At 58.5% G+C, this 17,547-nt stretch carries 20 protein-coding genes; 13 read left to right on the top strand and 7 right to left on the bottom strand.

What is annotated here, in order from left to right; all coding sequences use genetic code 11:
- Positions 1–26: 26 nt before the first annotated feature.
- The gene (locus ABJM03_RS00190) at positions 27–1,250 is read right to left on the bottom strand and encodes an acyl-CoA dehydrogenase (RefSeq protein WP_348414794.1); all 1,224 of its coding nucleotides are present in this window, start codon (positions 1,248–1,250) and stop codon (positions 27–29) included.
- A gap of 107 nt (positions 1,251–1,357) precedes the next feature.
- Between ABJM03_RS00190 and ABJM03_RS00185 the strand changes: the two genes are divergently transcribed.
- Both ABJM03_RS00185 and ABJM03_RS00180 read left to right on the top strand, forming a co-directional pair.
- Positions 1,358–2,266, top strand: a complete 909-nt coding sequence (locus ABJM03_RS00185) for a LysR substrate-binding domain-containing protein (protein WP_348414793.1) — start codon at positions 1,358–1,360, stop codon at positions 2,264–2,266.
- 90 nt (positions 2,267–2,356) lie between these two features.
- Positions 2,357–2,755, top strand: coding sequence for a hypothetical protein (locus ABJM03_RS00180; protein WP_348414792.1), 399 nt, complete (start codon positions 2,357–2,359; stop codon positions 2,753–2,755).
- Here ABJM03_RS00180 and ABJM03_RS00175 read toward each other — a convergent pair.
- Together ABJM03_RS00175 and ABJM03_RS00170 are read right to left on the bottom strand one after the other, a co-directional pair.
- The gene (locus ABJM03_RS00175; protein ID WP_348414791.1) at positions 2,752–3,420 is read right to left on the bottom strand and encodes an SOS response-associated peptidase; all 669 of its coding nucleotides are present in this window, start codon (positions 3,418–3,420) and stop codon (positions 2,752–2,754) included. The genes ABJM03_RS00180 and ABJM03_RS00175 overlap by 4 nt on opposite strands.
- Positions 3,421–3,563: 143 nt before the next feature.
- On the bottom strand, positions 3,564–5,120 hold the full coding sequence (locus tag ABJM03_RS00170; protein ID WP_348414790.1) for a bifunctional metallophosphatase/5'-nucleotidase: 1,557 nt from the start codon (positions 5,118–5,120) through the stop codon (positions 3,564–3,566).
- Between the two features lie 190 nt (positions 5,121–5,310).
- Between ABJM03_RS00170 and ABJM03_RS00165 the strand changes: the two genes are divergently transcribed.
- Genes ABJM03_RS00165 through arsC form a run of 3 tightly spaced genes read left to right on the top strand, consistent with a single transcriptional unit; the run spans position 5,311 to position 7,039 of the window.
- On the top strand, positions 5,311–5,661 hold the full coding sequence (locus tag ABJM03_RS00165; protein ID WP_348414789.1) for a DUF952 domain-containing protein: 351 nt from the start codon (positions 5,311–5,313) through the stop codon (positions 5,659–5,661).
- A gap of 5 nt (positions 5,662–5,666) precedes the next feature.
- A complete protein-coding gene (locus ABJM03_RS00160; protein ID WP_348414872.1) occupies positions 5,667–6,701 on the top strand; it encodes a quinone-dependent dihydroorotate dehydrogenase in 1,035 nt (344 codons plus the stop codon).
- Positions 6,698–7,039: an arsenate reductase (glutaredoxin) gene (gene arsC, locus ABJM03_RS00155; protein ID WP_348414870.1), complete on the top strand. Its 342-nt coding sequence runs from the start codon at positions 6,698–6,700 to the stop codon at positions 7,037–7,039. Before ABJM03_RS00160 ends, arsC begins: the two co-directional genes overlap by 4 nt.
- On the opposite strand, the gene ABJM03_RS00150 is transcribed toward arsC, so the two are convergent.
- Genes ABJM03_RS00150 through ABJM03_RS00140 form a run of 3 tightly spaced genes read right to left on the bottom strand, consistent with a single transcriptional unit; the run spans position 7,023 to position 9,278 of the window.
- A complete protein-coding gene (locus ABJM03_RS00150; protein ID WP_348414788.1) occupies positions 7,023–8,354 on the bottom strand; it encodes an MATE family efflux transporter in 1,332 nt (443 codons plus the stop codon). The genes arsC and ABJM03_RS00150 overlap by 17 nt on opposite strands.
- Complete coding sequence (locus tag ABJM03_RS00145) at positions 8,347–8,859, bottom strand: PaaI family thioesterase (protein ID WP_348414787.1); 513 nt, start codon at positions 8,857–8,859, stop codon at positions 8,347–8,349. Before ABJM03_RS00145 ends, ABJM03_RS00150 begins: the two co-directional genes overlap by 8 nt.
- Positions 8,856–9,278: a PaaI family thioesterase gene (locus ABJM03_RS00140; RefSeq protein WP_348414786.1), complete on the bottom strand. Its 423-nt coding sequence runs from the start codon at positions 9,276–9,278 to the stop codon at positions 8,856–8,858. Before ABJM03_RS00140 ends, ABJM03_RS00145 begins: the two co-directional genes overlap by 4 nt.
- Positions 9,279–9,410: 132 nt before the next feature.
- Here ABJM03_RS00140 and ABJM03_RS00135 point away from each other — a divergent pair, with 132 nt between their 5' ends.
- Positions 9,411–9,785 (top strand): MerR family DNA-binding transcriptional regulator, encoded by a 375-nt coding sequence (locus ABJM03_RS00135; RefSeq protein ID WP_348414785.1) that lies wholly within the window; start codon positions 9,411–9,413, stop codon positions 9,783–9,785.
- A 15-nt stretch (positions 9,786–9,800) separates the two neighbouring features.
- Here the strand turns inward: ABJM03_RS00135 and ABJM03_RS00130 are convergent, their stop codons facing one another.
- Entirely contained in the window at positions 9,801–10,004 is a 204-nt protein-coding gene (locus ABJM03_RS00130) for a hypothetical protein (protein WP_348414783.1), read from the bottom strand.
- Positions 10,005–10,333: 329 nt separating this feature from the next.
- On the opposite strand from ABJM03_RS00130, the gene ABJM03_RS00125 reads away from it, so the two are divergent.
- The 7 genes from ABJM03_RS00125 to ABJM03_RS00095 all read left to right on the top strand — a co-directional run bounded on the left by ABJM03_RS00125 (position 10,334) and on the right by ABJM03_RS00095 (position 17,525).
- Positions 10,334–10,741, top strand: coding sequence for a MerR family DNA-binding transcriptional regulator (locus ABJM03_RS00125; RefSeq protein WP_348414781.1), 408 nt, complete (start codon positions 10,334–10,336; stop codon positions 10,739–10,741).
- Between the two features lie 24 nt (positions 10,742–10,765).
- The gene (locus ABJM03_RS00120) at positions 10,766–12,547 is read left to right on the top strand and encodes an acyl-CoA dehydrogenase C-terminal domain-containing protein (RefSeq protein WP_348414780.1); all 1,782 of its coding nucleotides are present in this window, start codon (positions 10,766–10,768) and stop codon (positions 12,545–12,547) included.
- A gap of 51 nt (positions 12,548–12,598) precedes the next feature.
- Positions 12,599–12,811, top strand: a complete 213-nt coding sequence (locus ABJM03_RS00115; protein ID WP_348414779.1) for a hypothetical protein — start codon at positions 12,599–12,601, stop codon at positions 12,809–12,811.
- A gap of 134 nt (positions 12,812–12,945) precedes the next feature.
- Positions 12,946–13,584, top strand: a complete 639-nt coding sequence (locus ABJM03_RS00110) for a glutathione S-transferase family protein (protein WP_348414778.1) — start codon at positions 12,946–12,948, stop codon at positions 13,582–13,584.
- A gap of 42 nt (positions 13,585–13,626) precedes the next feature.
- A complete protein-coding gene (locus tag ABJM03_RS00105) occupies positions 13,627–14,838 on the top strand; it encodes an acetyl-CoA C-acetyltransferase (RefSeq protein WP_348414777.1) in 1,212 nt (403 codons plus the stop codon).
- 5 nt (positions 14,839–14,843) lie between these two features.
- A complete protein-coding gene (locus ABJM03_RS00100; protein WP_348414776.1) occupies positions 14,844–15,305 on the top strand; it encodes a hypothetical protein in 462 nt (153 codons plus the stop codon).
- Between the two features lie 15 nt (positions 15,306–15,320).
- Entirely contained in the window at positions 15,321–17,525 is a 2,205-nt protein-coding gene (locus ABJM03_RS00095; RefSeq protein ID WP_348414775.1) for a 3-hydroxyacyl-CoA dehydrogenase NAD-binding domain-containing protein, read from the top strand.
- Positions 17,526–17,547: the final 22 nt, after the last annotated feature.

Here is a 17,547-nt window from a genome sequence, read left to right as displayed (position 1 = left end):
GCCCCATGACGGGCGGTGTCATACCTTCAATAAAATGCCTGAAGCCCGGTGATCGCGCGGCCAAGGATCAGCGCATGCACATCATGGGTGCCTTCATAGGTGTTGACCGTTTCAAGGTTCACCATGTGGCGCATCACCTGAAACTCACCTGAAATCCCGTTGCCACCATGCATGTCACGCGCATGGCGCGCGATCTCCAGCGCTTTGCCACAATTGTTGCGTTTGACAATGCTGATCATCTCGGGTGCCGCATTAGCCGCATCCATCAAACGCCCCACTTGTAGGCTGGCCTGCAGGCCCAGCGCGATCTCGGTCATCATATCCGCCAGCTTTTTCTGGAACAATTGTGTCTGTGCCAGCGGCCTGTTGAACTGGTGGCGGTCCAGCCCGTATTGCCGTGACGCGTGAAGACAAAATTCGGCTGCGCCCGTCACGCCCCATGCGATGCCATAGCGTGCGCGGTTCAAACAGCCGAACGGCCCTTTGAGCCCCTGCACATGCGGCAGCAGCGCCTCCTCGCCTACCTCGACATTATCCATCACAATTTCACCGGTGATCGAGGCGCGCAGCGACAGCTTATTGCCGATCTTGGGCGCACTGAGACCCTTCATCCCCTTCTCAAGGATAAAACCGCGGACCTTGCCGCCATGCTCTTCGGACTTGGCCCAGACCACAAAAACATCCGCAATCGGCGCGTTAGAGATCCACATTTTCGAACCGGTCAGCTTGTAGCCGTTGGCCGTTTTCACCGCGCGGGTTTTCATGCCCGCAGGGTCCGATCCCGCATCCGGCTCTGTCAGCCCAAAGCAGCCGATGAATTCTCCCGAGGCGAGCTTGGGCAGGTATTTCTTGCGCTGTTCCTCAGAGCCGTAGGCATAGATCGGATACATCACCAAAGACGACTGCACCGACATCATCGAGCGATAGCCGCTGTCCACCCGCTCAACCTCGCGCGCGACCAGACCGTATGAAACATAAGAGCCCCCCAGACCGCCGTATTCTTCAGGCACCGTAACGCCCAACAGCCCCATATCGCCCATCTCGCGGAAAATGCCCGCGTCGGTTTCCTCATTGGCAAAGGCATCAATCACACGCGGTTGCAGCTTTTCTTGCGCATAGGCGCGCGCACTTTGCATGATCATCCGCTCGTCTTCGCCCAGCTGGTCATTCAAACGCAGCGGGTCAGACCATTCAAAACCACCCAGATCAGGTTTATCCTTGGCTTTCAGGATCGGCGTTTCAGCAGTCATAACAGGACCTTTCGCAGCATATACACATGAGGTTTTCGCCTGTATTGCATAGCAGACGCCAAAGTTCTAACGATGCTTATTCCTTAAACCATGAGTTTTTATCATATATGTTCGCCCAACGCCGCTACCTGCCCTCGGTTTCTGCGCTGCTCGCATTTGAGGCCTGTGCGCGGCTTGGCAGTGCAACACAGGCCGCAACCGAGCTATCGCTCACCCAATCGGCCATCAGCAGGCAGATCAAGACACTTGAAGCGCAGTTGGGGGTGACCTTGATGACCCGCAAGGGACGCAGCCTGGTCGTCACGCAAGCAGGGTCAGAATATGCCCATGAAGTGCGCGAAGTGCTGAGCCAACTGGTACAGGCATCGGTCAACGCATCAACCAAACGGCAGTCAGGCACGCTCACGCTGGCGGTGTTGCCCGCCTTCGGGATGCATTGGCTGGCACCGCGCCTGTCGGATTTTTCGGCCAAGCATGATCAGGTCACTGTGAACCTTTCCACCCGATTGCAGCCATTCGCGCTGGGGTCCAGCGCCTTTGACGCCGCGATCCACTTTGGGCATCCGGATTGGCCGGGTGTTCACTATCTCGAGCTGATGCCCGAAGTCGTGATCCCCGTCTGCGCCCCCGCGCTAGAGGGCTCTCCGTTCAAGAACCCCGCCGATCTGCTGGCCCAGCCCCTATTACATCTAGAAACCCGCCCCCGCGCATGGGCGCGTTGGTCTGACGCCGCAGGCCACCCCTGCACCCCGCCCCATGGCATGATGTTCGATCAATTCACCACCATGGCCCAAGCTGCCCTGCACGGGCTTGGCATAGCGCTCTTGCCCGGTTTTGTCGCACAGCCCTACCTCGACAGCGGACAGCTTTGCCGCGCCGCGCCCCAAACTGCGCAAAGCATCGGGCGTTACTATCTTGTCTGGCCAGACGACCGTCCCACACCTGCCCCGCTAGAGGCTTTTTGCAACTGGCTGCGCGCCCAGACCCAAGATCAAAGCGGTGCCACTTCTGGTTAATAAAATGACGACCTCGCCCAACTTCCGCCACATTTAGCGCCTATAGCCGAAATCTGGTAACGGTGGGGGCCGAAACCTAGGAGCATTGTGATGCTTGGCAAATTCATTCTGCGCACCGGCGCAATCGCAGTGGCGATGACCTGTGCCGTAGGCTCGGCTTCGGCCGAAAACTACCGTGTCCTCATGCTGGACTACGCATTTTTCCCTGAGATCAGCTATGTCTCACCGGGCGACACCGTCACATTCGTGAACACATCCGGCATGACACGCACCATCGAAGGATCGGACGGGGAATGGATCATCGAAGATCTTGAAGACGGGGCTGAGGCCACTCTTCCGATCACATCCGACATGAAGAACGAATACACCACCGTTGCCGTCGCAGCCTCTAGCGAAAGCTCCGAGGCAGGGACCGAAGTGAGCGACGAAGATGAAATCGTCATCGGCAAGCTGAACTTTAGCGGTTTGGCCAACCCGATTCTCGACTAGAACGGCTCGATCAACTCCGGACCGGCCGCGCGATTGGAATTGACCGCGCGGCCTACGCGATGCCATTGCAGAACGTCGTCCTCGGCCGCGCGCATCAACGTTGCAGCACCTTTACCGTTCTCCCCCAGCCACAAGCCATAATCAGCCGCCTCAATAAGGACTGGCATCCGGTGATGGATCGCCTGCATCGGTGCGTTTGCTGCGATGGTTAAGGCTGCCACCGTGCGTAGGTCTTCGCCACTTTCAGGATCACGCCACCCCTGCCATAGCCCCGCAAAGGCCAAGGGTGCGCCATCCCGCCGCGTGATGTACCACGGATCACGACCACCCTCGGTGTCTTTGGTCCATTCATAAAAACCATTCGCCACCACCAGCACGCGCCGATCATGGACCGCGCTGCGAAAAGCGGGTTTTTCCAGAACCGTCTCGGCACGCGCATTGATCAATAGCGGGCCGCCGTTCGGTTTTTTGTACCATGGCGGGATCAAGCCCCAGCGCATCGCTTCCATCCGGCGTGGACGGTCTGCCCCACCCGTGATCACCACTACGTCGTTGGTGGGGCATATGTTGTAATCCAGCCCCTCCGCCAGGGTATTCGCGGGCTCGGCGTCAAACACCTGCGCCATTGCCGCTGGCGGAAGGGTCAGCGCCATACGTCCACACATTGCCCTGTCTCCTTTTCAGATCACCCCAGCCTAGGGCAAAACGCATAAAACGTGAATGCGCCGCAAAAACGCCCAGCCTGCTTAGGCAAATAAAAAAGGCGCACCCCGCAAGAGGTACGCCTTTGGGTCAACCGCTAACCGGTTTATTTCACGGTGATACGGCCGTCTGTATAAGGCGTGTAAGGCGCGTTAGCCGCCAGAAACTCGGCCGTTACATCCGACAGGTCCGGCCCGAAATCATAGGCGTTTTCGGCTGTCTTGAACATCGCATAGCCGTCACCGCCATTGCGCACGTAGTTATTCGAAACAACACCGTAGACCTTATCCATTTCAATGGGCGCACCGGCGATCTTGACGTCGGAAATCCGTGCAAACGGTTCGGCAGCTGCGTCAAAGGCAAAGCTGATACCGGCAACCTGCGGGAAGCGGCCTGCACCTTCCTCGATCTGGCTTACGCCGTTTTCAAGCGCTTCAACCAGCACTTTACCACTCACCTGAAAGGTCGACAGCGTGTTCTGGAAAGGCAGCACCGTCAGAACATCACCCATCGTAACTTCACCGGCATCAATGCTGGCGCGGATACCGCCGCCATTCTGGATTGCAACCTGAATACCCTGATCGGCCACACGGGCCAGCATCGCATCGGCAATCAGGTTGCCCATGGTGCATTCCTGCGCACGGCACACTTCACGGTCCCCGCCAATCGGCTCATCTGTTTGCGCGACGACCTGATTGCGGATCTCTTCGAGAGGAGCGGCCAGTTCGGTAATACGCGCAACGGTTGCCGCGTCCTCAGAGACAGAGGCATCAATCAGGATCGGGTTACCAGCAGCTTCGGTAATATTGCCAGCGTCATCAAAGGTCACATTCAACTCACCGAGATATTTGCCATAGGCGTAGGCCTGCACAATCGCAGTATCGCCGATCATGGTCGGATACGGCCCTTCGGCTTTGTCGTCGGTATTGCTCAGCAATGTGTTAGAGTGCCCGCCCACGATGATATCGACACCCGTGGTCCCTGCAGCGACCTGCTGATCTACCCCATAGCTGGAATGGCTGAGCACGATAATCTTGTTCACGCCCTGAGCCGTCAGCTTGTCCACTTCTTCCTGTACCGCCGCAACCGGATCGCTGAAAGTGATGTTGTCCCCGGGTGCTGCCAGCTCGTCTGTATCCTCGGGGGTCAAGCCGATGAGGCCGATCTTTTCGCCGCCGCGCTCAATGACAGTGGATTTCGCAAGGCTGTCTGCCAGTAACGGCTCGGCGCTCACGTCGGCATTGGACATCAGGACAGGGAAATCAACCGCCGCCATAAAACCCGAAAGCACTTCGGGGCCATCATCGAATTCGTGGTTGCCCACGGTCATCGCGTCATAGCCCAGCTTATTCATAAACTCGGCCGCCATTTTACCTTTGTAGTGCGTGTAGAACAGCGTGCCCTGAAACTGGTCTCCGCCATCCACCAGAATGGCATTGTTGCTACGGCCTCGTGCCTCGGCGATTGCGTTGACCAGACGCGCAGTACCACCAAAACATTCACCGGCAGTGTTATCCTCGGCAGCGCAGGGGCCATCATATTTGCTGATCGGTTCGAACCGCGCATGAAAGTCATTGGTGTGCAAAACAGTCAGCGAATAATCCGCGCTGGCCATGCCAGCGGTCAGACCGATCGCAGCGGCGCTCAAAAGGAATCGTTTCATGGAGGTCCCCCAGATTTGATTAGAATTGATCGTATCGTGGCAAGCAGCGCGGCGGCTGTCAAAGCCATATGCACGCAGCGCGGGATCTCCCTACGTCACCTCAGACCGGGCCGCCACCAAAACGGGCGTTACCCCTCTGGTGCCCCAACGCCCCTTGACCCCTGCGCCGCACAAAGGCATCACAAACCCCATGCTGATATTCAAAATTTTCCGCACTGACGAATGGCAAACCCTGCGCACGCAGGGTGAAACCACAGGTGCTCCGATTGATATAGCTGATGGCTATATCCATTTCTCCACCGCCACACAGGCCGCCGAAACCGCCGCCAAGCATTTCGCCGGTGCCGAAGGCCTGTTTCTCATCGCAGCCGAGACTGACGCCTTGGGCGAAGCCCTCGAATGGGAAGTCTCGCGCGGGGATGCGCTTTTCCCGCATCTCTACCGGCCCCTCACGCTCAAGGATGTCGTCTGGGCACAGCCGCTGCCGCTGGTTGACGGGGTTCACCAATTCCCCGCGGGGCTACAAGAGGCCGCGCAGTGAACAGCCTGATCGAAGCAATCGGCCTAAAGGCTCTGCACCGCATAGATCCCGAAGCGGCCCACGGGTTGGCCATCCGCGCGCTGCGTGCTGGGCTGACACCGTGCCCCGGTCCTGTGAGCTCTGCACGCCTTGCCACGACGCTGGCGGGCATGACGCTGGCCAACCCTGTCGGACTGGCCGCAGGTTTTGACAAGAACGCCACCGCGATCGCCCCGCTCAGCGCGGCGGGTTTCGGGTTTATTGAGGTAGGTGCTGCCACGCCGCTGCCCCAACCGGGCAATGAAAAACCGCGCCTGTTCCGCCTGACCGAGGACCGTGCTGCAATCAACCGTTTCGGGTTCAACAACGAAGGCATGGACGCAATCTGCGCCCGCCTCGCCGCAGCCAAACGCACCATCCCCGTTGGCCTTAACCTTGGGGCGAATAAAACCAGCACAGACCGCGCCGCCGATTTTGCCCGCGTGATGGAAGCCGCGCGCGATCACGTGGATTTCGCCACGGTCAATGTCTCCTCGCCCAATACCGAACGCCTGCGCGATCTACAGGGCAAGGCAGCGCTTGCCGGATTGCTCGAAGGGGTGATGGCCGTGCGCGGCACCACCCCCGTGATGCTGAAAATCGCGCCGGACCTCACCGAAGAAGAAATCTCCGACGTGGCCCAAGTGGCAACCGAAGCCGGAGTCTCCGCCATCATTGCCACCAATACGACCCTGTCCCGCGAAGGGCTAAAGTCAGCGCATAAAGGCGAGGCGGGCGGCCTGTCGGGGGCTCCCTTGTTCGAGAAGTCCACGCGTGTGCTGGCCCGTCTATCGACCCTCACACAGGTGCCGATCATCGGCGTTGGCGGGATCAGCACCGCCGATCACGCCTATGCCAAAATCTGCGCGGGGGCCTGCGCTGTGCAGCTGTATACCGCGCTGGTCTATGGCGGCCTGTCGATGGTTGCCGAGATTGCGCGCGGCATTGATGCTTTGCTGGCCCGCGACGGGTTTGCGAATGTCTCCGAGGCTATTGGCAGCAAGCGCGAGGAATGGCTGTGATCACCCTGTGGCATAATCCGCGCTGCTCCAAGTCACGCCAAACGCTGGCCCTGATCGAGGAGGCAGGCACCCCCGTCACCCTGCGCAAGTACCTTGAGGACGCGCCGACGTTGGCAGAGTTGGAGCAGGCCCAGCGTGCCTTGGACCTGCCTGCAATCGAAATGCTGCGCCCATCCGAGAAACGCTTCAAAGAGCTGGGCCTGACCCGCGGCGACGATGCAAGCACCCTGCTGGCCGCTGCGGCTGCCAACCCGATCCTGATCGAACGCCCCATCGCCTTCAAGGACGACCGCGCCATCATTGGCCGCCCGCCCGAAGCCGTCAAAGCGCTGCTCTAGCTGCCCCACGCTCTAACGCGGGGTAGCGCAGGCCCAGCGTAATTGCGCGGGCGATAAATGAGACCAGCATCGCAATCCACAGCCCGTGATTGCCCAACAAAGGCACCAACACAGCGACAAAGGCCAGATAGATCGCAAAGGACACCGCCATCATGTTGCGCATGTCACGGCTGCGCGTGGCACCGACAAATATCCCGTCGAGCATGAAAGCCGCACAGCCCAGCACCGGCAGCAGCACCACATAGGCCAGATAGACCCGCGCCTGCGCCCGCACATCCGGTGCCGTGGTCATTGCGTCAAGGATCTCTGTACCAAACAGAACAAACACCGCCGCCATGCCACAGGCCATGGCCAAGCCCCAGCCGCTGGCCAGCACAGCCGCGCGGCGCAGGCGCGCAGGGTCGCGCGCGCCATAAGCCTTGCCCACCAGCGCCTCAGCTGAAAAGGCAAACCCGTCCAGCGTATAGGTCGCAATCATAAAGAACTGCAGCAGCACCTGATTGGCCGCCAACACCACATCGCCTTGCCCTGCGCCCAAAAACATAAAGCTGACAAAGATCCCCTCCAACAGCAGTGAGCGGATGAGAATATCAGTATTCACCCCCATCATCCTGCGCCAGCGCGCAGGATCAAAGACAACCGACCACACCCGCCATGCTGTGCCCGCAAAGGCTGCGCGACAAAACCACAGGCCCAGCGCCAGACCGCTCCATTCTGCAATCGCAGTGGCTGCTGCCACCCCCTGCACGCCCCAGCCAAGACCCATCACAAACCAGACATCCAGCGCGATATTCAGCCCGTTCATGCCAATCTGGACCACCAGAACCGCGCGGGTGCGCTCCTGTGCAATCAACCAGCCCGTGATACCATAAAGCGCAATCGCCGCCGGAGCGGACCAGACCCGCAACGCCATATAGGACCGCGCCAGCCCCTCGACTTCGGCGCTTGCGGGCGAGACAATAAACGCCCCCCAAAACAGCAGGCTTTGCAGCGCAATAATCGCAACGCCCGCACCGGCCCCTATCAGCAAGGCGCGCGTCAACAGCGCTGCGACCTCGCCCGTATCCCCCTGCCCTTCGGCCTGTGCGACCAAGCCGACAGTGCCCATGCGCAAAAAACCGAACATCCAATAAATCGCCGACAGGATCACCGCGCCAATGCCCACAGCGCCAATCGGAGCAGCCAGCCCCATCTGCCCGACGACGGCCGTATCGACGATGCCCAGAATCGGCACAGTGGCATTCGACAGCACAACCGGCACCGCGATATGCAGCACCCGACCATGAGTCAGCTTTTCTGACGCAGCGTTATTCACGAGAGGCAGGCATCACGAAATGCCCTGTTGCCTGTGCGTAAGGCCGGTCGCGGTTGTCTTGCCAGCCCTCCACCTGAACGCTGGCATAACGCCGCCCCGCCCGCGTGATGCGCGCACGGGCATAGGCGTCGCGCGGTAGACCCGTGCGTAGGTAATCCACGGTGAAATCAATCGTCTTGGGCAGGCGCGGCAAATCCTGAGGTGCCGTCCCCTCAAGGTCCAGCCTGCCGGCCTCCAGATCCTCCCACAGGTAGCTCCAGTTCAGGGTCATCACGGCCGTGATCTCCAGAAACGCAGCCGTCGCCCCGCCGTGCAGGGCGGGCAGCAACGGATTGCCGATCAGCACGTCGCGGTAAGGCAATATCGCCGTCAGCTCGTCCCCGCGGCGCTCGAACACGACCCCCAGAAAGCGGATATAGGGCACCGCATCTACCAAGGCACGCAAAGCGGCGTCACGGCGTTGTTTTATGACCTGTACAGGCTCAGGAGGCTTGCGCGCGCTCATCTGTGGCCCTCCACTGTGAATGCACCGGTGGCTGTGGCCACAGGGTTATCTGCGTCTTCATCCACCGCGACCGCCCGCACAAAAGCGACCGAGCGGGTCACATGGTAACAGGTCGCAGTCGTCGTAATCGTCTGACCGGGCGTGGCCGCGCGCATATAATCAATACGTAAATCAATTGTCGCCGTGCCGCCGGATATCTCGGGATGGCTCATCACGGCGGCTCCGCAACAGGTATCCATCAACGCCGAGACCGCGCCGCCATGCACCACACCTGTCACCGGATCGCCGATCAGCTCGTCCTTATAGGGCATCCCGATAACCGCCACGCCATCGCGCATATCCTGCGGTTCCATGCCCAATAGCACCGCATGTGGCAGTGCCTCGATGAACTGTCGCGCCAACGTGGTCTTGTCTGCCATGGTCTCTCCTGTCGGGTGCGCGAGGTCGATCTGCGTATCACCTTTACACCAGCGCCCCGAACAAAGAGCAAGACTTCCCGTTGCACATCGCGCCCTGTGGAATTAGCTTGGATATCCGGAGGACCCCCAGCAATGAACGAAGATACCCGCCTGACGTTCAAAGAAATGTGCGCCAAATTCGACGTAACGCCGCGAACATTGCGGTATTATGAATACATCGAATTGCTCGCCCCTGACCGCGAAGGCCGCACACGGTTTTACGGGCCGCGCGAACGCGCGCGCATGGAGCTGATCCTACGCGGACGTACCTTTGGCTTTGCATTGGAAGATATCCGCCAATGGCTGTTGATCCGCGAAAAGGAAGGCAGTCAGGCGCAAATGCGGGCATGGGTAGAAATGGCCAATGGCCAGCTTTCCGAACTGGCTGAAAAGCAAATACAGCTTGAACAGGCACAGGCCGAACTAACACGCCTTCGCGACGAAACGCTGAAGGAACTGGACGATTAAGGCATGTAAGCCGGCCTAGAATTGTGTCTTGAGCTCTTCCGCGCGCATCTCGATGTCGCGCGCAGCGCTTAACAGCATCAAAACCTCTTGCGCATCGTGTTTTTGCGCCATCTCGAACGAAATCGTCTCGACGATTTTTGCGGCGGCCATCAGGTAGTCATGCATCTCTTCGGATGGTGACATACGCAGCATCTGGTTTTCCAAAACTCCAACTGTCATCCACGTATCTCCTGAAATCTGGCCGGGGCCGTTAAGTTAAAAATTTGTAACTTCCGCATGTTGCCGCCAGCAACTCACTGGATATGGGGAGTGTATTTATTCTGCCACAGCGCCAGAATAACGCCTAGGTTGAAATCCGCTCTCTTTTTGCACCTACAGCTCTGTTCGCCTTGATCAGCGCCCAAGTTAGACCCAAGATGGTGACGTTGGGTTATTTCGCGTAACCCTAAAAACTTACGCAACGTACAACTACGTAACCCAGAGAATTAACGGTATGTCTGCTGTCTAACTGAATCGTAGACATGACCCCAATCCTTGCGAGACGAGTAATGAGTAACGAGACGATGACAATCCGCGAGATGTGCGAGGCATTCGATGTCACCCCGCGCACCTTGCGTTTTTACGAGGCGAAAGAGCTGTTGTTCCCCGAACGCGTGGGCCAACGACGGCTGTTTACAAAACGTGACCGTGCACGGCTCAAACTTATCCTGCGGGGCAAACGCTTTGGATTTTCGCTCGAAGAAATCCGGCAGTTGCTAGACCTCTACTATAAAGGCGATGGCCAGCTTAGCCAGCTTGAGCAGACCTACGACCTTGCCGGTAAACGGCTTGAGGATCTGGAAAGACAACGCAGCGAAATCGACAGCGCGATCACCGATCTGCGCGATCAGTTGAAATGGGCCGAAAAGGTAATTTCGACCATGCGCCAGCCCCGCAGGGCCAGCGCAACCAATTAACCGACGTCTTAGGGAGAGAAGACCATGCCAAGCTATACCCCACCGACCAAAGACCTGCAGTTCGTCCTGCACGACCTGCTCAAAGTGGCCACATCCGACATCCCCGGCTATGCCGATCTGGAGCCGGATTTCACCTCTGCTATCCTTGAAGAAGCAGGCAAGCTGACGTCCGAAGTCCTTGCCCCGCTGAACGCCGTTGGCGACAAGGAAGGCTGCCGTCTGGAGAACGGCATGGTCTACACGCCCACAGGGTTCAAAGAGGCATTTAATCAGGTCAAAGAAGGCGGCTGGCCCGGGCTGGACATGCCCGAACAATACGGCGGCCAGAACATGCCCGCCGTTATCGGTTCTGCCGTGGGCGAGATGTTTTCAGCCTCCAATCAGGCCTTCACCATGTATCAGGGTCTGACCCACGGTGCCGCCTCTGCTATCCTTGCCCATGGCACCGATGCGCAAAAGGACATGTATCTGCCCAATATGGTCAGCTGCGAATGGACAGGCACTATGAACCTGACCGAGCCGCATTGCGGCACCGATCTGGGCCTGATGCGCACCAAGGCTGTGCCACAGGAAGACGGGTCCTACAAAATCACCGGCCAGAAGATTTTCATCTCCTCGGGTGAGCACGACATGGCCGACAACATCATCCATCTGGTGCTGGCCAAGATCGAAGGCGGCCCTGAAGGCATCAAAGGCGTGTCGCTCTTCATCGTCCCCAAGTTCAACGTCAACGAAGACGGCTCCCTTGGCGCGCGTAACGGGGCCACTGTCGGTTCCATCGAAGAGAAAATGGGCATCCACGGCAATTCGACCTGCGTGATGAACTATGACGATGCCACCGGCTACCTGCTGGGCACCGAGCATAAAGGCATGCGCGCCATGTTCACCATGATGAACGAGGCCCGTCTGGGGGTCGGCATGCAAGGGTTGGCCCAAGCCGATGTCGCCTATCAGAACGCAGTGATCTATGCCAATGACCGCCTGCAGGGCCGCGCGGTGACCGGTGCCGCTGCACCGGACAAGCCTGCCGATCCGCTGATCGTGCACCCTGACATCCGCCGCTCCTTGATGGATCAAAAGTCATTTATCGAGGGCGGGCGTGCGTTCCTGCTTTGGGGCGCACAGATGATTGATGCCGCCCACCGCGCAGAGGACAAGGATGCGGACGGCCTTGTCTCGCTGCTTACCCCTGTGATCAAAGGTTTCCTGACGGATGTCGGCTATGACATGACCGTCAAAGCCCAGCAGGTCTATGGCGGCCACGGCTATATCGAGGAATGGGGCATGTCCCAATTCACCCGTGATGCCCGTATCGCCATGATCTATGAAGGGGCCAACGGCGTGCAAGCGCTTGATCTGGTGGGTCGCAAATTGGCCCAAGACGGCGGCAAACATGTGATGGCCTTCTTCGATATGGTCAAATCCTTCTGCAAGGATAACGCCGGTCAGGACGAGGCCTTTGACAAGGACTTCATCGAACCGCTCAAGGCTGCAAGCAAGGATCTGCAAGCGGCAGGCATGTATTTCATGCAAAACGGCATGAAAAACCCCAATCATGCGCTCGCCGGTTCAAACGATTTCATGCACATGTTCGGCCATGTCTGCCTTGGCCTGATGTGGGCCAAGATGGGCAAAGCCTCGTTCGAGGCCTTGGCAAACGGTGCATCAGACGCCACGTTCTACGAGACAAAACTGGCCACCGGACGCTACTATATGGCACGTCAACTGCCTGCCACTGCCCTGCACCTGACGCGGATCCAATCCGGTGCAGATACTGTGATGGCGCTGGAGGCTGAAAATTTCTAAGGTCGCGGCGGGGGCATTAGCGCCCCCGCCCTTCACAGCCGGAGAGACACCTTGCCAAAACGCTTTCGCCTAACCCGCCGCTTTCCTGTCGCCATGACCGAAGACGGTTACCGACGCCTCAAGAAATTCAGTGCGGATGCCGGATTGGACGAAGGTGAGGCATTGTCATTCCTTTTTGAGAATTTTTCTTCGGTGATGAACGAAGAAAACCTGACCGCACGACTGCGCCTGTTCAATGCCGAACTGGACACGCGCAAAAGATAACGACCTGACGACCAAGGCCCGACCGGAGGCCAATATCCAGACACATATGTGCAGCACTGGGAGGCGCCGCACAACTTTCGAGAGGAGACACAAATGATCTTCATGACACAGCAGCCAAAACAGGAAATCACGCAATGACGATCAAACTGCACTGCTTTGGCGAATCCGGGCATTCCTATAAGGCAGCCCTTGCGCTTGAACTGTCGGGTCTGGACTGGGAAGCGGTTAAAATCGACTTTTTCGGAGGACAGGGCCGCACGCCCGAGTTCCGCGATGAGCTCAACGTCATGGGCGAAGCCCCCGTGATGATCGACGGCAATGTACGTTTGACCCAATCGGGCGTCATTCAGGACTATGTTTCTGAGAAATCCGGCAAATTCGGCGGCAAAGACGCTGACGAGCAGCGCGAGGTTTTGCGCTGGGTGCTGTGGGACAATCACAAGCTCAGCTCGGCCGCAGGCATGGTCCGCTTTTTGATCAATTTCCTGCCCGAAGACAAACAACCCAAAGAGGTCATCAGCTTTAACCAGAAACGTCTGATCAGCGCCTATTCTGTTTTGGACACCCATCTTGCAGGGCGCGAATGGATCGTCGGCGATGGCATTACAAACGCCGATCTTACCTGCTGCGGGTACCTCTATTACCCCGAACCCTTCGGGTTCGACCGCAGCGCCTATCCCAACATTGACGCATGGCTCACCCGCCTGTCTGACACACCGGGCTGGAAAGCCCCCTATGATCTCATGCCCGGCAGCCCCGCTGACCGCGCCTGACCAAACACCGGCCCCCAAAGAGCCACTCTAAGGAGACATAACATGACCGAAGCCTATATTTATGATGCTTTGCGCACCCCCCGCGGTAAAGGTCGCAAAGACGGTGCCCTGCACGAGCTGACATCCCTGCGGCTCTCTGCGCTGACGCTCAATGCGGTGAAAGAACGTAACAACCTCGAAGGCCATGCCGTCGAAGACGTGATCTGGGGCAATGTGACCCAGGTGATGGAGCAAGGCGGCTGCCTTGCGCGTTCCGCCGTGCTCGCCTCGGACCTTGATGAAAACATTCCCGGCCTTGCCATCAACCGTTTCTGCGCCTCCGGCATGGAAGCCGTGAATCTGGCCGCGAACCAGATCAAGGGCGGTGCCGGTATGGCCTATATCGCCGGTGGCGTGGAAATGATGGGCCGCGTGGCGATGGGCAGCGACGGCGCTGCCATTGCCGCCGACCCCTCCATCGCAATCGATCAGTATTTTGTCCCCCAAGGCATCTCGGCCGATATCATCGCAACCGAATACGGCTTTTCACGCGCAGATGCCGATGCGCTTGCTGTTGCATCCCAACAGCGCGCCCAAAAAGCGTGGGAAGAAGGGCGCTTTGACAAATCCGTCATCACCATCCGTGACCAGAACGGCCTCGAAATCCTGAGCCGCGACGAATACATGCGCCCCCAAACCGACATGCAAAGCCTTGGCGCGCTGAACCCGGCGTTTCAACAGATGGGTGAAGTCATGCCCGGTTTTGACGCGGTGGCCCTGCTGAAATATCCGCACCTTGAGAAAATCAACCACATCCACCACGCCGGCAACTCTTCGGGTATCGTCGACGGTGCGGCGGCCGTGCTGATCGGCAATAAGGAATTTGGCGAAAAATACGGCCTCAAACCCCGCGCGCGCATCCGCGCCACTGCAAAGATCGGCACTGACCCGACCATTATGCTTACCGGTCCTGTGCCCGTGACCCAGAAAATCCTTGCTGATAACGGCATGGACATCAAAGACATCGACCTGTTCGAGGTGAACGAAGCCTTCGCGTCGGTTGTAATGCGTTTTATGCAAGCTTTTGACGTGGACCATGATAAGGTCAACGTGAACGGCGGCTCCATTGCCATGGGTCACCCTTTGGGGGCCACAGGTGCGATGATCATCGGCACCCTGCTGGACGAACTGGAGCGCGCAGACAAGGAAGTCGGCCTTGCCACGCTTTGCATTGCGTCCGGCATGGGAGCAGCGACGATCATCGAGCGGGTGTAAAACTGATGACTGGGGAACCAACCAAAACAGCAAGAGAAATCTCGGAAAACCTTCTCGAGATTACAGCAAAGGCCATGCTTGCGTGTGACTTTGACACATTTTCAACCTGTTTTCATGTTCCCCATTTCATCAGCTCTGCTGAAGATAAAACAGTATTGGAAACCCGCGAAGATCTGCGCCGCATCTTTCTGGCTGTCTGTCAGGATTACGAAGTAATGCGGATCACTAGTCTGGTCCGCATCCTTGAGGTCGCAGAATTTCAGTCGCCCACACGCATACAGGCCACTCATATCCAGCATTTGATGGTCGGCAACGATCGCGTTGGCCCTGCGATGCCATGTTACTCGATACTCGAATGTTTCGACGGACACTGGAAGGTCGCGAGCAGTCAATACGGCGTAGATTCAAACACGACAGTCGGACACGTGCTCAAGGATTGGCACGCACCGCAGTCAAAACAACAGTAAAGATCAGGAAACCCTATGACCGATTTTACAATGAACATTGATGCCGACGGCATCGCCACCATCACATGGGATGTCGCCGACAAATCCATGAACGTCATGTCCATAGAGGGCTTGGAAGACCTCGACACGCTGACCGAACAGGCGCTGGCTGATGACGCTGTCAAAGGCATCATCATCACCTCTGGTAAGGCGGGCTCTTTCGCGGGCGGGATGGACCTGAACCTGCTGGCAAAAATGAAGGCCGATGCGGGCGATGATCCGGCCAAAGGCCTGTTCGAGGGCACCATGCGCATGCATACATTGCTGCGCAAAATCGAACGTGCCGGCATGGACCCCAAGACCAACAAGGGCGGCAAGCCGATCGCGACCGTCCTGCCCGGCACCGCCGCAGGCATCGGGCTTGAGCTGCCGCTGGCCACGCACCGTATCTTTGCGGCCAACAATCCCAAGGCCCGCATCGGCCTGCCCGAAATTCAGGTTGGCATCTTCCCCGGTGCCGGTGGCACCACGCGCCTTGTGCGTATGCTGGGCGCAATGGCAGCTTCGCCCTTGTTGCTTGAGGGTAAAATGCTGGCCCCTGACGCAGCCCAAAAGGCTGGCATCGTCCATGAGGTCAGCGATGATCCCATGGCGGACGCGCGCGCATGGGTTCTGTCGGCCAAGGATGCGGACATCCTGAAACCATGGGATGCCAAAGGCTATAAAATGCCCGGCGGTGCGCCCTATCACCCCGCAGGCTTTATGACCTTCGTTGGGGCTTCGGCCATGGTCCACGGCAAGACAAAAGGCGTCTACCCCGCTGCCAAGGCGCTGCTTTCAGCGGTCTATGAAGGCGCGCTTGTACCATTTGATACCGCGCTGAAGATCGAAGCGCGCTGGTTCACCTCCGTTTTGATGAATCCGTCTTCCTCGGCGATGATCCGGTCACTGTTCCTGAACAAGGAAGCGCTGGAAAAAGGCGCTGTGCGCCCTGACGGCGTATCGGACCAACGGGTGAAAAAGCTGGGCGTGCTGGGCGCTGGCATGATGGGCGCGGGCATCGCGCTTGTCTCGGCGCAGGCGGGCATCGAGGTCGTGCTGATCGACCGCGATCAAGCCGCCGCTGACAAGGGCAAAGCCTACTCTGAGGCCTATATGGACAAAGGCATCGCCCGCCGCAAAGCCACACCAGAAAAGAAAGAGGCCCTGCTGAACCTCATCACCGCGACGCCCGATCTGGATGCGCTCAAAGGCTGTGACCTGATCATCGAAGCAGTGTTCGAAGACCCTGCCGTCAAAGCCGAGATGACCAAAAAGGTCGAGGCCGTGATCCCCGAAGATTGCATCTTTGCCTCCAACACCTCGACCCTGCCGATCACCGAGCTGGCCAAGGCATCTTCGCGACAGGAGCAATTCATCGGCATCCACTTCTTCTCTCCGGTTGAGCGGATGCTGCTGGTCGAGATCATCAAAGGGGCCAACACCGGTGACCGTGCCGTGGCCAAAGCGCTCGATTTTGTGCGCCAGATCCGCAAAACGCCAATCGTGGTGAATGACGCACGCTTCTTTTATGCCAACCGCTGCATCATCCCCTACGGCGGCGAAGCGAACCGCATGATCACCGAAGGCGTGGCCCCTTGGTACATCGACCATGCCGCGCAAATGCTCGGCTTCCCTGTTGGTCCTGTGCAATTGGGGGACGAGACTTCTGTGGACCTTGCCACCAAGATCATGCGCGCCACCAAAGCGGCCATGGGCGACGCCTATCCCGCCTCCGAGGCCGACAATCTGATCGTCTGGCTCGAGGAACAGGGTCGTTTGGGCCGTAAATCCAAAGCCGGCTATTTCGACTATGACGAAAAAGGCAAACGCCTTGGCTATTGGAAAGGTATCCATGACAAATACCCGCTGGCCGCAGAACAGCCCAAGCTGCAGGATGTTCAGGACCGCCTGATGTTCGTCCAAGTCCTTGAGGCCGTGCGCGCGTTGGAAGAAGGCGTGTTGATGGACATTCGCGAAGGCGACGTGGGCGCGATCCTTGGCTGGGGCTTTGCGCCGTGGTCCGGTGGCCCGCTGTCATGGCTTGACATGATCGGTACACCCTATGCGGCCGAGCGTTGTGACCAGCTAGAGGCGCAATTCGGCGAGCGGTTCAAATGCCCCGCCCTGCTGCGCGAGATGGCCGAGAAAAACCAGACTTTCTATGGCCGCTTTGGCGTCGAGGCTGCAAACGCAGCCTAAGTGCAAACCAGAGGGGCGCCGC

This window comes from Sulfitobacter sp., from assembly GCF_039977885.1.
Classification (GTDB): Bacteria; Pseudomonadota; Alphaproteobacteria; order Rhodobacterales; family Rhodobacteraceae; genus Sulfitobacter.
This window is presented reverse-complemented; position numbering and strand designations above follow the sequence as displayed.